General features: G+C 64.2%; 13 protein-coding genes, 2 tRNA genes and 1 pseudogene. 11 read left to right on the forward strand and 5 right to left on the reverse strand.

Going from position 1 to position 14,826, the window contains the following annotated elements:
* Window positions 1–37 precede the first annotated feature (37 nt).
* Window positions 38–1,810: a DNA mismatch repair endonuclease MutL gene (mutL, locus tag EGM87_RS06535; protein WP_044662414.1), complete on the reverse strand. Its 1,773-nt coding sequence runs from the start codon at window positions 1,808–1,810 to the stop codon at window positions 38–40.
* A gap of 146 nt (window positions 1,811–1,956) precedes the next feature.
* Here mutL and EGM87_RS06540 point away from each other — a divergent pair, with 146 nt between their 5' ends.
* The 7 genes from EGM87_RS06540 (at window position 1,957) to EGM87_RS06570 (ending at window position 7,943) form a co-directional block, all read left to right on the forward strand.
* Window positions 1,957–3,003, forward strand: coding sequence for a rod shape-determining protein (locus EGM87_RS06540; protein ID WP_007685698.1), 1,047 nt, complete (start codon window positions 1,957–1,959; stop codon window positions 3,001–3,003).
* 9 nt (window positions 3,004–3,012) lie between these two features.
* The gene (mreC, locus tag EGM87_RS06545) at window positions 3,013–3,930 is read left to right on the forward strand and encodes a rod shape-determining protein MreC (RefSeq protein WP_025550150.1); all 918 of its coding nucleotides are present in this window, start codon (window positions 3,013–3,015) and stop codon (window positions 3,928–3,930) included.
* Window positions 3,927–4,454 (forward strand): hypothetical protein, encoded by a 528-nt coding sequence (locus tag EGM87_RS06550; RefSeq protein WP_025550149.1) that lies wholly within the window; start codon window positions 3,927–3,929, stop codon window positions 4,452–4,454. Before mreC ends, EGM87_RS06550 begins: the two co-directional genes overlap by 4 nt.
* Window positions 4,451–6,520, forward strand: a complete 2,070-nt coding sequence (mrdA, locus tag EGM87_RS06555; protein ID WP_044662415.1) for a penicillin-binding protein 2 — start codon at window positions 4,451–4,453, stop codon at window positions 6,518–6,520. The genes EGM87_RS06550 and mrdA overlap by 4 nt, the downstream gene beginning before the upstream one ends.
* Complete coding sequence (gene rodA, locus EGM87_RS06560) at window positions 6,517–7,629, forward strand: rod shape-determining protein RodA (RefSeq protein ID WP_044662416.1); 1,113 nt, start codon at window positions 6,517–6,519, stop codon at window positions 7,627–7,629. Before mrdA ends, rodA begins: the two co-directional genes overlap by 4 nt.
* A gap of 124 nt (window positions 7,630–7,753) precedes the next feature.
* A tRNA-Lys gene (locus EGM87_RS06565) sits at window positions 7,754–7,829 on the forward strand.
* 38 nt (window positions 7,830–7,867) lie between these two features.
* Window positions 7,868–7,943 (forward strand) — tRNA-Lys (locus tag EGM87_RS06570).
* A gap of 566 nt (window positions 7,944–8,509) precedes the next feature.
* Here the strand turns inward: EGM87_RS06570 and EGM87_RS06575 are convergent.
* Window positions 8,510–8,954 (reverse strand): annotated as a pseudogene (locus EGM87_RS06575) (IS21 family transposase); the annotation flags it as partial.
* Between the two features lie 136 nt (window positions 8,955–9,090).
* A complete protein-coding gene (locus EGM87_RS06580) occupies window positions 9,091–9,360 on the reverse strand; it encodes a hypothetical protein (protein WP_137710443.1) in 270 nt (89 codons plus the stop codon).
* A 386-nt stretch (window positions 9,361–9,746) separates the two neighbouring features.
* Between EGM87_RS06580 and EGM87_RS06585 the strand changes: the two genes are divergently transcribed.
* The 4 genes from EGM87_RS06585 to EGM87_RS06600 all read left to right on the forward strand — a co-directional run bounded on the left by EGM87_RS06585 (window position 9,747) and on the right by EGM87_RS06600 (window position 13,050).
* Window positions 9,747–10,076 carry a hypothetical protein gene (locus tag EGM87_RS06585; RefSeq protein WP_137710442.1) on the forward strand — a complete coding sequence of 110 codons (330 nt, stop codon included), beginning with the start codon at window positions 9,747–9,749 and terminating at the stop codon, window positions 10,074–10,076.
* Between the two features lie 10 nt (window positions 10,077–10,086).
* Window positions 10,087–11,478, forward strand: a complete 1,392-nt coding sequence (locus tag EGM87_RS06590) for an SEL1-like repeat protein (RefSeq protein WP_171010085.1) — start codon at window positions 10,087–10,089, stop codon at window positions 11,476–11,478.
* Window positions 11,479–11,587: 109 nt separating this feature from the next.
* Window positions 11,588–12,544, forward strand: a complete 957-nt coding sequence (locus EGM87_RS06595) for a hypothetical protein (protein ID WP_137710440.1) — start codon at window positions 11,588–11,590, stop codon at window positions 12,542–12,544.
* Window positions 12,545–12,606: 62 nt separating this feature from the next.
* Window positions 12,607–13,050, forward strand: coding sequence for a hypothetical protein (locus EGM87_RS06600; RefSeq protein WP_137710439.1), 444 nt, complete (start codon window positions 12,607–12,609; stop codon window positions 13,048–13,050).
* A 231-nt stretch (window positions 13,051–13,281) separates the two neighbouring features.
* On the opposite strand, the gene EGM87_RS06605 is transcribed toward EGM87_RS06600, so the two are convergent.
* The gene (locus tag EGM87_RS06605) at window positions 13,282–13,776 is read right to left on the reverse strand and encodes a hypothetical protein (RefSeq protein ID WP_216614577.1); all 495 of its coding nucleotides are present in this window, start codon (window positions 13,774–13,776) and stop codon (window positions 13,282–13,284) included.
* A 173-nt stretch (window positions 13,777–13,949) separates the two neighbouring features.
* The gene (locus EGM87_RS06610; protein ID WP_137710438.1) at window positions 13,950–14,699 is read right to left on the reverse strand and encodes a hypothetical protein; all 750 of its coding nucleotides are present in this window, start codon (window positions 14,697–14,699) and stop codon (window positions 13,950–13,952) included.
* Window positions 14,700–14,826 lie beyond the last annotated feature (127 nt).

A 14,826-nucleotide genomic window follows, 5' to 3' on the forward strand; every position in this document is an offset into this window, starting at 1 on the left:
GCGCACGCATTGCGCTGAATGGTCGATCCCCGTCATCCTATTTCCTCCCGAACAGCTTTTCTATGTCGCCATGGCCCAGCTTCACCCAGGTCGGGCGGCCATGATTGCATTGGCCGCTGCGGGGGGTGATCTCCATCTCGCGGAGCAGGGCGTTCATCTCCGTGACGCTCAGCACCCGCCCGGCGCGGACGGAGCCATGACACGCCATGGTGGCAGCTACCAGATCCAGCCGTTCCTTCAGGGAGAGCGCACTGTCATAGGCGGCGAGATCGTCGGCCAGATCGGACACCAGTCCCTGCACATCTCCCTGCCCCAGCATCGCGGGCGTTGCGCGCACCAGCATGGCGGCGGGACCGAAGCGCTCCAGTTCCAGCCCGAATTCCTTCAGTTCCTCGATCCGCGCCTCCAGCCGGTCGCAGGCGGGCTCGTCCAGTTCGACCACTTCGGGCAGCAACAGCGTTTGGGCGGCGACGCCCTGCCCTTCCATGGCGCGGCGCATGCGTTCGAGGGTCAGCCGTTCGTGCGCGGCATGCTGGTCGACGATGACCAGCCCATCCTCTGCTTCCGCGACGATATAGGTGCGGGCGACCTGCCCACGGGCGACGCCCAGCGGGAAGCTGGTTCCTTCAGGCGCGGGTGCGGCGGCAGGTTCGGCGCGGGCCTGCGGCGGGGGCGTCAGGAAGCCGGGACGGCGCTCGGCCACAGAATAGGCCGGAACGGACGCGCCGGCGGCTTCGAATATCGGCATGGCGCCGATCGGCGTGGGGGAAACCGGTTCGGGCTTCCACGCCGAAAGGCCGGCGGGGTCGGCATGCTGGACAGCGCGGAAACCCTCCGCATCCAGCGCGCGGCGCAGACCGGAGACGATCATGCCCCGGATCAGCGCCGGATCGCGAAAGCGGACCTCCGTCTTGGCGGGATGGACGTTGACATCCACCTCCAGCGGCGGAACGTCAAGGAACAGCGCCACCACCGGATGCCGATCCCGCGCCAGCATGTCGGCATAGGCGCCCCTCACCGCCCCGACCAGCAGCCGGTCGCGCACCGGACGGCCGTTCACGAACAGGAACTGATGATCGCCCACCCCCCGATTATAGGTCGGCAGCGAGGCCACGCCAGACAGGCGCACCCCCTCTCTTTCCAGCGCCACGATGACATGATTGTCGGCCAGCGCCCGGTCGGTGAGCGCGGCGACGCGATCCTCCCGCGCCTCCCCCGCCTGCACGCCCAGCACGCGCCGACCGTCATGCTCCATGCTGAAGGCCACGGACGGATGCGCCATGGCAAGGCGACGGATGACATCGAGGCAGGCGGCATATTCCGCCTTGGCGGAGCGCAGGAACTTGCGACGGGCGGGGACGCGGGCGAAAAGCTGTTCGACCGTGACGCGCGTGCCGGGGGGCAGCGCGGCGGGGCCTTCGCTCACCACCACGCCATTGTCGACTGTTCGGTTCCAACCGTCCTGCCCCTGCGGCCGGCTGTCGATGGAAAGACGCGCGACGCTGGCGATGGAGGGCAGCGCTTCGCCCCGGAAACCCAGCGTCGCGACATTTTCGATGGCGTCGTCGGGCAGTTTGGACGTGGCGTGGCGTTCCAGCGCCAGCGCCATATCATCCCGGGTCATGCCGCAGCCGTCGTCGCTCACCTCCATCCGGTCGAGCCCGCCATTGGAGATGCGGATGGCGATCCGGAGAGATCCGGCATCCAGCGCATTTTCCACGATTTCCTTGAGCGCGCTGGCGGGCCTTTCGACCACTTCGCCCGCGGCGATGCGATTGACCAGATGTTCGGGCAGACGGCGTATTGACATTGATTAGTGACTAGCCCAAGCGAGCGCTTTCCGCGAGACACAAGCCTTATAAAAATTGACATCCAGGGGGCGGGTGGAACGTGGGGCGAACTTTCCGACTGTCCCGGTTCGCTTCGCCGGGGCATGCGGGCTGAACAGGAACAGGCATGTCGATCTTCTCGCGTCTCTTCAAACTCTCCTCCCAGGACATGGCCATCGACCTCGGCACGGCCAACACCGTGGTCTATGTGCGGGGGCGCGGCATCGTGCTCAACGAACCGTCCGTGGTGGCGGTCGAGACGCTGAACGGCGTGAAGCGGGTGAAGGCGGTCGGCGACGACGCCAAGCTGATGATGGGCAAGACCCCCGATTCGATCGAGGCGATCCGTCCGCTGCGGGACGGCGTGATCGCGGACATCGACGTGGCGGAGCAGATGATCAAGCATTTCATCACCAAGGTGCACGGCGGCAAGTCGCGGCCGTGGCGCTTCCCGGAGATCGTGATCTGCGTGCCTTCGGGTTCGACCAGCGTCGAGCGCCGCGCGATTCGCGATGCGGCGAGCAATGCCGGCGCATCCCAGGTCTTCCTGATCGAGGAACCCATGGCGGCCGCCATCGGCGCCGACATGCCGGTGACGGAGCCCATCGGTTCGATGGTGGTCGACATCGGCGGCGGCACGACCGAGGTCGCGGTGCTGTCGCTGCGCGGTCTGGCCTACACCACTTCGGTTCGCGTCGGCGGCGACAAGATGGACGAGGCGATCGTCTCCTTCGTGCGCCGTCATCATAATCTGCTCATCGGTGAAGCGACCGCCGAGCGGATCAAGAAGCAGTTCGGCGTCGCCCAACCGCCCGAAGACGGCGTGGGCGAGACGATCCATATCAAGGGCCGCGACCTGGTGAACGGGGTTCCCAAGGAAATCTCGATCAACCAGGGCCAGATTGCCGACGCGCTGGCGGAGCCGATCAGCACCATTGTCGAGGGCGTGCGCATCGCGCTGGAGAATACCGCGCCGGAACTGGCGGCGGACATTGTCGACCAGGGCATCGTTCTGACCGGCGGCGGCGCGCTGCTCAAGGGGCTGGACGACGAGCTGCGCGACGAGACCGGCCTGCCCGTCACCATCGCTGAAGATCCGTTGACCTGCGTTGCGATCGGCACCGGCCGCGCAATGGAGGATCCGATCTTCCGGGGCGTGCTGCAAACCGCTTAAGGGGACAAGATGGCGCGGCCACCCAGCCGACGCCCCGGGCATAACCGGAAGGCGCAATATAGCCTCTTCGCCAGCTATGTCGTGGCGATGACGGGCGCCGCCGTGGGCCTGCTTCTGGTGGTCGTCGCCATTTTCGATCCCACCGGCTTCGCCGCGATCCGCATCGCGACGGCGGAGATTACGCGCCCCGCGTCGGTGACGCTCAAGAATATGGTGAGCGGCGTCGCCTCCATCGACGAAGTGCTGGCGAGCTACTGGCGTGCCGGTTCCCAGAACGTCGCGCTGCGGCGGCAGGTGGAGGCCGACCGCAACCGCATCATAGAGGCGAAGGCGGTGGCGCAGGAAAATCTGCGCCTCAAGAAGCTGCTGAAGCTGGTCGAGGATGACGGCAGCGAATTGCTGACCGCGCGGCTGATCGCGTCCTCCTCCACCAGCACGCGTCGGCTGGCGCGACTGAACGCGGGACGCTGGCAGGGCGTGCGCCCGGGCATGCCGGTGCGCGCGCCGGAAGGGCTGATCGGGCGCATCCATACCACCACGCCCAACACGGCCGAAGTGCTGCTGCTGACCGACACCAGCAATATCGTGCCGGTGCGGCGGGCCAATGACAGCGTACCCGCGATTTCGACGGGACTTGGCGACGGCACGCTGGAGGTCCGCGCGCTGGCGGCCGGGCGTAATCCGTTCAAGCCGGGCGACCTGCTCGTCACCTCCGGCGTCGGCGGGGTCTATCAACCCAATATTCCCGTGGCGGTGATCGTGCGCATCGCGGGCGAGATCGCCTATGGCGTGCCGCTCGCCAACCCCTCCAGAGTGGATGCGGTTGTGGTGGAGCGCTCCTTCGAGGAGGCTGTGACCCGGCCGGAGGGCAATGGCCCGCCGGCTCCTGTCGAACCGGGCGCCGCGCAGAATTCGGTCACGCCATGATCGATCCCCATTTGCAGCATGTGCCGCGCCTTGGCCGTCATCCTTCGCGATTTCGGCTGGCGGGAACCCCGGTCATCACGGTGATGCTGGGATCTCTGGTGACGACGCTGCCGGTGATCGCGCAATCGCCGGTCATGCCGCCCTTCGGCCTGTTGCTGCTTCTGTCCTGGCGGCTGCTGCGCCCCGAATTATGGCGCACCTGGATCGGCGTGCCGCTCGGCCTGTTCGACGACATCGCCAGCGGCCAACCCATCGGATCGGCCATGTGCCTGTGGACCGTCACGCTGATCGGCATAGACGCCATCGAACATCGCATGGTCTGGCGCAGCTATCGGCAGGACTGGTTAATCGCCTCCTTCGCGATTATCTTCTGCATCGCCGGCGGCGTTTTCTTCGCGCGGATCACCGGCGGAGGAGACATCAAGCTGCTGTTGGTCGCGCCGCAAATTCTCTGGACGGTCCTGCTCTTTCCCTTTGTCGTCCGGCAATGCGCCCGGATCGACCGTTGGCGCGTGATGGCATGAAGCTGCCCCTGCTCAAGAAGAAGACCGTCACCGAAGCCTCCCTGTCCTTCACCTTCACGCGCCGGGCGATGGTGGTGGGGGGCCTGCAAGGGGCGATCGGGGCGCTGCTGGTCGGGCGCATGGGCTGGATCAGCGTCGCCGAGAATGAGAAATATAATCTGCTGTCGGAAAGCAATCGCGTCAACCTGACGCTGATTCCGCCGCGGCGCGGGTGGATCATCGACCGCAACGGACGGCCGCTGGCGAACAATCGCACGGACTTCCGCGTCGACCTGATCCCGGAGCGGGCGACGGACGCGGAGAACACCATCCGCAGCCTCGCCCATCTGCTGGCGCTCAGCGATGACGAAGTGGATCGGATCAAGGAGGAACTGGACAAGTCGGCAGGTTTCCGCCCGGTGCAGGTGGCGGAAAAGTTGACCTACGATCAGTTCGCGGCGGTCAGCGTCCGGCTGCCCGACCTGCCGGGCGTGGCCCCGAGCCAGGGCTTTTCCCGCAATTATCCGGCAGGTGCGACCGTCGGGCACCTGCTCGGCTATGTCGGCGCAGCTTCGGCCAAGGACTATGAGGAGCGCAAGGACCCGCTGCTGATCACGCCCGGCTTCAAGGTCGGCAAGGATGGGCTGGAGCGGTCTTTCGACAAGGAACTGACGGGCAAGCCCGGCGCGAAACGGGTGGAGGTGACGGCGCGGGGCAAGATCGTGCGGGAACTCACCACCCGGCCCGACACGCCGGGCAACGCGATCAAGCTGACCATCGACGCGGGCCTCCAGGAATATGCCGGGCGGCGGCTGGCGACGCAGAGCGGGTCGGTGGTGGTGATCGACTGCCATAATGGCGACGTGTTGGCCATGGCGTCCATGCCTAGTTTCGATCCGAACAGCTTTTCCGATGGCATCAGCCATCTGGAATGGGACATGCTGTCGAAGGACGACCATGTCCCGTTGCGCAACAAGACGTTGCAGGGGCTGTACCCGCCGGGATCGACGGTGAAGCCGATGGTGGCGCTCGCGCTGCTGGAGGCGGGAGTTTCACCCATGGAGACGGTGAACTGCGCGGGTGCGATCCGGGTCGGCAACACGCTGTTCCACTGCCATAAACGGCGGGGCCATGGCGGGCTCAACATGCGGGGCGCCATCGCCCAAAGCTGCGACATCTACTTCTACCAGATGGCGCAGCGGATCGGCATGGACCGGATCGCCAGCATGGCGCGGCGCGTGGGCATGGGGCAGAAATTCGCCCTTCCCTTCCCCAGCCAGAGTTTCGGCACCGTTCCCGATCCGGCGTGGAAGCTCAAGAAATACAACCAGAAATGGCAGGTCTACGACACGGTCAACGCGACCATCGGCCAGGGCTATATGCTCATCAACCCGTTGCAGATGGCTGTAATGGCGGCGCGGCTGGCGACGGGCCGGCAGTTGATGCCCAACTTCATCTTCGGCGCGCAGCGGCCCACGCCTGCGTCCGTGGGGGTGAATGAGGAGCATCTGGTGACCATCCGCGACGCGATGAGCGCGGTGGTGAACGGCGGCGGCACGGGCGGCGCGGCCCGCATCCCGCTGCCCGGCGTGATGATGGCCGGCAAGACCGGCACGGCGCAGGTCCGCCGTATCACCATGGCCGAACGCGGGGGCGGCGTGCGCAGCAACGCATCGCTGCCGTTCAAGCTGCGCGACCATGCGCTGTTCCAGGGCTTCGCGCCGTTCGACAATCCCCGCTATGCCATTGCCTGCATCATCGAGCATGGCGGCCACGTCAACCGCATCGAGGACGCGCCCATGATCGCGGCGGACACCATGACTTTCCTGTTCGACCAGGCGAAGGCGATCGAGAAGCTGGAGACCATCGAAAAGGACTGGGGCGGTCCGCCGGCCGAACGGCTGGCGCGGCAGATGGCGGCCTACAGGCTGGCGAAGGCGATCGAGAAGGGCGAGGCGCCTCTTCCCGAAGCGGCCAATGCGATGAACGCATCCGCCGGCAATGGCGCGACCGCGACCGCCGCCCCGCCTCCGGCACCGGCTGCCGAAGCGGACGACGCCCCGCCCCCGGCGGACAGCGCGCCATGAGCATCGTTCCCGAACCCCTGACCGAATTCCCCTGGCGCGTGCTGGGCATATTGCTCGCCATCGCCGGGTTCGGGACCTTGGTGCTCTACAGCGCCGCCGGCGGCAGCATCACCCCCTGGGCGATCAACCAGGGCGTTCGCTTCGTAATCTTTTCGGGCATGGCGCTGGTGCTGAGCCGGATACCGCTGGAGACCTTCGCGCGCCTTGCCTTCCCGGCCTATGGCGTCGTGCTGACCGCTCTGTTCCTGGTCGAACTGATCGGCGGGGTGGCGGGTGGCAGCCAGCGATGGATCAACCTGGGCTTCATGCAGTTGCAGCCTTCCGAGTTCATGAAGCCGGTGATCGTGCTGGCGGTCGCGCGCTTCTACGCGCTGCTTCCGGTGGGGGAGATCAGGCGCTGGAACGCGATCTGGCCGGCGCTGGTGCTGATCGGCATTCCCTGGGCGCTGGTGCTGGTGCAGCCCGACCTCGGCACCGCGACCATGATCGCCGCGGGCGGGGTGACGGTGATGTTCCTCGCCGGTCTGCCGCTGCGGCTGTTCGTGGGATCGGGACTGACGCTGGCCGCCATCGTGCCCATCGCCTTCAGCTTCCTGCACGATTATCAGAAGAACCGCGTCCTCATCTTCCTGGACCCGGAAAGCGATCCGCTGGGCGCCGGCTATCATATCAGCCAATCGAAGATCGCCATCGGGTCCGGAGGCATTTTCGGCAAGGGATTCCTCAAGGGGACGCAGAGCCATCTGGACTATCTGCCGGAGGGGCATACCGATTTCGTCTTCGCCACCATGGCGGAGGAATGGGGGCTGATGGGCGGCGTGCTGCTGATCGGGGCCTTCATGCTGCTGTTCCGCTGGGGCATCGGCGTGTCTCTCCGCGCGCAGGACAAATATGCGCGGCTGGTGGCGGCGGGGCTGACCACGACGATCTTCTTCTATGTCGCGATCAACCTGATGATGGTCATGGGACTGGCGCCGGTGGTCGGCATTCCCCTGCCCTTCATGTCCTATGGCGGGTCGTCCATGCTGACGGTCATGCTGTGCGTCGGAATCATCATGGCCATTGAGCGTTCGGGCCGGCGGCGCAGCAGGCCGGGAAACTGGGGATGAAACAGGCCTGAGCGCAAAAATTTGCCGGCAGACGCGATTTCCTGTTTGCAAAGTCCGATGCGGCTGCTAACAGCCCGCCCACGCCAAAGCGACGGCCCATCCGGGACTAGCCGAAAGCGGATGTGGACGCATAGCTCAGTTGGTAGAGCAGCTGACTCTTAATCAGCGGGTCCTAGGTTCGAGCCCTAGTGCGTCCACCAAATTCCTGGCGATCGAGGCGCAAGCCGAAAGCGGGCGTGGACGCATAGCTCAGTTGGTAGAGCAGCTGACTCTTAATCAGCGGGTCCTAGGTTCGAGCCCTAGTGCGTCCACCATTTTCACCAGTAAATTCAGTCACTTACAACACTGCCTTCAGCGGGCCCTAGTGGCGTCATTTGCGCTAGGTAGCTATCTAGGTAGCACGCCCTTTATCAACCGATTATCCCCCATCGATTGAGTCCTGGGTGGACTACCGGGAATATTTGGAGAGGTGTCGTATTTCCCGGACGGACCAACCTGCGGTCGAACCGTAGCCGGAAAGCGACTCCTCTCGGTTTCGTTGCGGCGATGAGCAACGTTACTGCCATTATGAATTCGGCCACTGAACATCCGATCCAGAAGATCACCTTTGAGCGCATGCCCATCGCGCCGGCCTCGATCCGGACGACGACGCGGCGCTGGCAGTTGACCAGGTTCTCTGCCTGACCGCGAGCGCAGTAGAGCGTATCATAGATGTGCTCTCAATCTTGCATCTGGAGAACATGTCACGGCTGACCGCGTGCATGAGCGCCTTGAGCGGCGATAGAACGAGTCAGTTGCCGTCAAGGCGCACTTGGGGCCACTCTCCCTGCCGGGTAAGGGCCGTCACCTGCTCGATCGCGGTGTCTGGGCTGGCGCGGCGTCCGGCGATCGAAACTGCCAGATCGTCCATGCACGTAAAATCGGACAGACCGAGCCGCCCCGCCTCGTGCACTTGCCGGAAAATGACTTCGCGATCCTGCCCGTTCATGGCGCGCCAGTCGCGAATGCGCCTCTCCAGCGTTCGCCGGGAGCCGAACACCGTCTCGGGATATCGACGCCGCAGTTCCTCGAAGATCGCTATGGGCCGAAGGCCCGGAGCAGCCTCCAACATCGGCACGACCAATTCATCGAAGATACCGGCAAGGGGATCGGGCCGGCGCCGGCTGCGGTGTTTGCCGCTGGGATGGCAACCGGGCGTCCTGCAGAATCCGATAGCCCGTCGCCGGGCCGAACCCGGCCTTCGCCGCCGCCAAAGCGACGGGGTCATTACGTCTGTTGGTCATGAAAAGTCTCACCTGATGATCGTTGATGTGTCGGCCGGCCACACGCCAGGTCCTCCTCCCGGAAAACCCGATGCATAGCGCCCACCACGACCATCATAGGCACCCCGCAAAGAGCGCCTCCGGTGTGTCGGGAACGGCTACGGGCTACGCCCTCCGCCGTTCCCGACACACCGGGTTCTCATCTTGTTTGTCGCGCTTTCACACCCTGATCGTCGCGCGACACGGTGGGGTAGATCACTGGCCAATCTGTGCGACGGCTAATCCCATACTGCTTTAAATCAGCATGGCACCTTTGGATGCGGGACTTGCGGCCATCGTCCCTGCGCCCATAGACGAAGTCGTAAGACCACACATCGCGGGATATTCCGGTCGCAGGCGGGTAACCACGCTCGGTGATCTGGGGTACCGCACCGCGATTGAACTCATCGCTGAAATTGGGCTTCCCCATGGTCGCCTCCTGTCCTCAAGATTAGGATCGAAGGCGTCCAGAAATCTAGGGGCTACTCACCCCCCTGACGCATCCTCACCTCCGTCAGCAGCGCTGAATCAAATCAAACCGCCATTGGCGAAGGGCTGTTGTAGTGCCCAGATAGCGCCCGATGCGTCGGAGATTATCTTTGCCCTCCCCCGTTCGGGGGGTGTGCGGCGATCAGCGGACAGCTCATAAGGAAGGGGCGACCCGGCCTCCAAGTCGCTCCGGTAATGGAGTTTCTTGAAGGTAACTCTGGCGGTGGGAGTCCGTCTCACCGCCATTTTTTACTTTCGTGTGGCTTTTTCATGTCGGCAAACCCCGGTCTGAAGGGCCACGTAGCATCGCTGATTGGGAGAACTCAAATGCGCGTCCTACTAGCCGCCGCCACCTTCGCGATCGCGCTCGCGGCAACCCCTGCCCAGGCCCGGTCGGGCTACGCCGCGTGCGTGGCGATCCAGCCGAGCAAGAACCGCCTTCTGTGGACGAATCCGGTTGCCGCCGAAGACTCGTCGATGGCGACGCTTGCCGCGAAATTCGCCGCGACGCTGCGAGACAAGAGCTATGCATCCGACCCCGAATTGTCCGAATATTGCAAATTCTTTGTGCAGCAGAAGGACGCGATGGAGTTCATCACGAGTATCCGTCGGAACCACAACGGCCCGGTAGGCCCAGGAGTGCCCTTCAGTGGCTAGCAGTCGATTTTTGCATGCGCTGCTGACAGTCGGCCTACTCGCCGTGTCGCAGGCCGCGCAGGCGCAGTGGAGCGCCGCCAACGACGAGGCCAACCGCCAGCGCATGATGGCATCGATGCGGGCGCAAGATGCTGCCAATGATCGCGCCGCAGCCGACCGGGCCTTCCAGGCCGGGCTGGAGCAGCAGAGTTCGCTGGGCAGCGGCTCGTCCTCCTCGTCTTCCTCGTCAGGATCGGGGGGCATGGGCACCCCATTGGACGGGCTGGCGGCTGCGCTTGGCAGCGGCAGTCAGTCACGCGGGGGACCGCAGTCCGTGGTCGATCGCCGCACGTACATCATCTATCAGCAGGAAACGTCCAAACAAGTGGTGGCTCGGCTGATCGCCGAGGCTGAAGGCGGCAATCCCGTAAGTGCGTGGAACCTCGGCCGACTCTATTACACCGGATATGCCGGCGTCCCACGGGACGATGCCCAGGCGCGCCGATGGTTTGCCACCGCGGGCGAACGCGGCCATGCCGAGGCGCTGGCCAACCTAGGCTACTTTGCGCACGAGGGGATCGCAGGTCCGCAGGACCCGGCGCTGGCACTTGACGCCACGGCCCGGGCTGCGGCTGCAGGCAGCACTTACGGCGCAGGGCTGAACGGGCTCTATCGGCTGAGCGGCCTGGCCGACGGGCAGTTGGATCCTGTTGCCGTCGCCAACCTGGAGCGGGCAGCCGATGCGGGCGAACTGTTTGCTCAGGCAGCTCTCGGTACCATTGTCTACGCACTGGGAGTAGGCACGGCGGAGAACTGGGAACGCGCGGCACACTACGCCCGCCTCGCCGCTGAACAGGGCCACGGTCCGTCGATGACCGAACTGGCGCGGATGATGTTCGTCGGCCGGGGCGTGGCGCAGGACCAGCGGGGGGCCGTTGCCATGTTCCGTCGTGCGGCCGAAGCCGGCGATCCGGGAGGCATGTCGTTCCTGGGGCAACTATACATGACCGGCCAAGGAGTGCCCAACGACATAGCAGCGGGCCTCGAATTATTTCGCCGCGCGGCCGATCTGGGCCATCCCGGAGCGCAGGGCGTGTATGGCCTCTCCCTGATGCTGGGTCAGGGCGTGGCAAAAAACGTCCCCGAAGGTCTGCGTTACATCCGCTTGGGAGCCGCGCGGAACGATCCGCAAGCCTTGACCGTGCTGGGCAAGATGACCTTCGTCGGCGAAGGCGGCATTACCAGCGATGAGCGGCGAGGGATCGAGCTGCTCCAGGCGGCCGCGGCGCTGGGCGACCAGGACGCCATCGAAACTTTAGCCATGGACGAGGTACAGCAGGCCATGCGCCGTCTGGGCATCGCGCAGACGGTTACGCCAGCGTCCGGACCTAAAGTGCGCATGGGCAGCAAGCCCAAGAGGTGACGAACCGATCAGTTGACAATATGGCTGCGGGGGCATCACCCACCCCAGAAACAGACGCGTGTTTAAGGGGATGACGAACTCAATGGTCTTAGGCGTACCGGGAAGGGTTGTGTTCGCAGGCCTCTGGCTTGCCCTGACCCCGGTCGGCGTTCTTTCGCAAGAACCCCCACCCGGCCTCGTTTGGTATGTTCTGGACGAACTGAACCATACCGGCTTCGATATCGAGGACCCCACCAACCGTCCCATCCCGTTGTCGGAACCGCCTGCCGGGGTGCTCCTGCCAGTTGACGTCAGCCGGGACGGGGTCGTGGACTGGCTGATTCGATGGCCGGAAGACCAACGGCTATGCGGAACCGGAGGTTGTCGTCTCAGCCTGTACGTGAGCGACGGCGATCACTACCTGCGCGTGTTCGACCGACAGGCTTGGGATCCGGACATCCGAACAGTTGGCGACGAGGTCCGGGTCGAGGCTTCGTTTCACCACCTGAACTGCTTGCCCCCCCGGGAAGTTTGTCGCCTCGCCTGGGCCTGGGACCCGACAACCCGCAGCCTTTCCGAGCGCCCGAGTTCCGATGGCGAAGCTGTCGTAAGCGGCTTTGGCGAGGGGACCGTGGATCTCGGCGAGGTCGATGGAAGGCCGAAGTTGCCGGATGATATTCCGGCGGCTGTCTTTGACAGGTATCTCGCCGGGCGTCGCGCCTGTGGCAACCCGGATGACGCCGATGCATTCACCGTCTCCTACCCAGCCGTCGCTTCGACACCGGATCTGAACGGCGACGGCCAGCGGGACTGGGTTATCGAGGCGCCCGGCGCCTGTGCGGAGCAGGCGGCTGCCGATTATGGCTACGAAGTCTGGATCTCCGACGAGACGGACGGTGCTTCCCGCGCTTTCGTCGCGGCGCCCGGTCGCTGGCCGGCATTTCAGGTAGACCGCACTCCTGCAGGGCTGCTCGACGCTCGGCCCTGTCTTACTGGCGAGATGTGCGAAACCGCCCCCCTCGAATGGAACCGCGCCGCCCGTGTATTCAGGCCGGCCTCAACGGAGAGCTTGTCGTCCCGCCCTTGACGCCTGTGAAACATGGCTACAGCCGCCCTCGGCGGTCCCGGAGCCGCAGCGTGGAGTGATTTATGAGCCCGGCGGTAGTTCTTGCGACGGCCCTCCTGATTTCCCCCGGGCTGCAGTCGGCGCCGCTCGACGGGCGGGTATTCGTCAGCCAGGATTACCGCTGGGGAGCTTATCTCTCAGCGCCAGACCAGACCGCGCTGAACGTCAGTACGGCTTGGTCATGGTCTGTCTGGTTGACGCTGGACGGTTCCCTGCTGATCGACGCCTTTCTCAATGAGTATGATTGCGATAGGTCGCAATTCCGGAGGCTTCGGCAGGAGCGCTTTCGGGAGGGCGACCTATTCGACACGCGGGACTCTGAAGCAGGGCTCCGGTCCCCACACTGGCTCGAGATGGACGGCCTGGTAATGGAAGAGGTCTGTCGAGATACCTACCTCACCCTGTCCCAGGCGGAAAACTTTCCCGCTGCTGCGGATGAATTGACCTCCGGACGTACTTTATCATGAAGTGTTTGCTCGGAATACTGTCCGTCATTATCGGAATGGAAGGTTTTTGTTCGGCGCTCCGGAACAGGCACCTGCGCGATAAGTCGGGATGGATATACGTCCGAGCGGAAAGACAGCCCCTCTACTTCTGGGTGATGACAGGGGTGTTTGCCTTGATGGTCGTGACGGGCGGTTTTCTCCTGTACTTGGCCATAATGGAAATCTGGTGATTGTTTGGGAGGGTGCTGTCAGTCAAGTCGAGCAAATCATCGCAGGTTGTATACATTCATGCGTAGGCCGCGGCATCAGCCAGGCCGATAGCGCGCTGTAACCCGCAGATAAAAACAGGCGCAGTGAATTCCAACTTTGCCGCCACGCACCTCCCGGCCCGTCTTCGACATCGTGGATCAGGAAATCTGCCTTGGCGCGGTAGAGGTAGTAGCCCAGCGACAACCCCATCTGGCCGCCGCCGATAATGACAATGCCCTGGGTCTCCACGCCCTCATTCCTTGAGCCAGCGCTTGAGATGGCCACGCCATTGGCGGCCAACCATGCCGCAACCGTTTGCGCGTTGGCGCCAGTCCAGCGCACGGCATGGGATTCGTTGATCACAAACGTGCCGATAGGCTGTCCGGGAACAAGAGCTTCACCGACAATCACGCTGCCGTCAGCATTCACCCCGTTTGCGACGGAAGAGACCTGGTTCGTCAGCTTTGGCGGGCGACCATACCGCTCGCCTGGGTCCATTTGCTGGCGATCTGGTTATCGTTCTTGAACAGGTCGTTGCTCATGACGCCGCTCTGTTGCGACCAGCCGACGATCGTTCCGCCATCCGCCGAAAGGTCGTTCGCCCAACTGCTCGCGCCGGCGGCGGAATGGCTGGCAAGAACGCCCAGTTCGACAAAGCCCGTGGCGCGGGTTCACCGCAGCGCCTGGACGTTTGGCCCGACGATGGTTCCATTTGCGCCCCACTGCTGGCCGCGCCCGCCGATAGCGGCGATGACCGAGCCATCCCGCGAGATGCCGGTGATTTCCGCGTTGAAGGTCACGCCGTTCTGCACCGGACTGGTCTTGCCGGCTTGCAGCAGTTGTTCGGGGGCAGCAGTTCCTGTCCACAGAAACGGGATATTAAAGCCCGATATGATTGCCAGACCACCGATCACATTGCCGTCACCGCTGACAGCGACTGTCTTGTAGTTTCCAGCGCCGGTAGGTTGTGCCAGGATCGTGGGCGTGCCGTTCAGCCATTTTACGCCCACCATGCCGGTGAAATCCGTGCGTGCGGTCGGCTTGGCCTCGCCGACGATCACTGAGGCATCATCGGATATGCCATAGCCAACGTAGTGAAGGTAGCCGGTCGGCGCTGCGAGTTTCGTCGCGCCGGTCGGGGTGAATACCCAGGCTTCGAGAACAGACTTGTTGCCGACCACCTTGTTGTGAAAGCCGATGATCGACGTGCCGTCGCCGGAGATGTCCACGAATTCGACGGAAGTGCCGTCGGAGTTCGACCCGTTCTCGGCGCCGTCCGGACTTCCCGGTATCTGCTCCGAACCGGTGACTTGTCCGAACGCAGGTTCAGGCAATCCCACCAGCAGGGCAACAGAACCCAGCGTGCCCACAATGACGGTCGTGGTCTTCAATACAGCGTTGGTCGCAAACGTGCCAGTCATCTCTGAAACTGTCCCCGTTAAACGCCCGCGCGCGCAGTACCGCGAGCGATCCCCGCCTAACTGGCCTTCGGGACATCATGCACCCCCTGTTCAGGGGGCTAACGCGGCGGAGACAATTCCTTGAAAA

This window comes from Sphingobium sp. RSMS (assembly GCF_005406185.4).
Taxonomy (GTDB): Bacteria; Pseudomonadota; Alphaproteobacteria; order Sphingomonadales; family Sphingomonadaceae; genus Sphingobium; species Sphingobium fuliginis.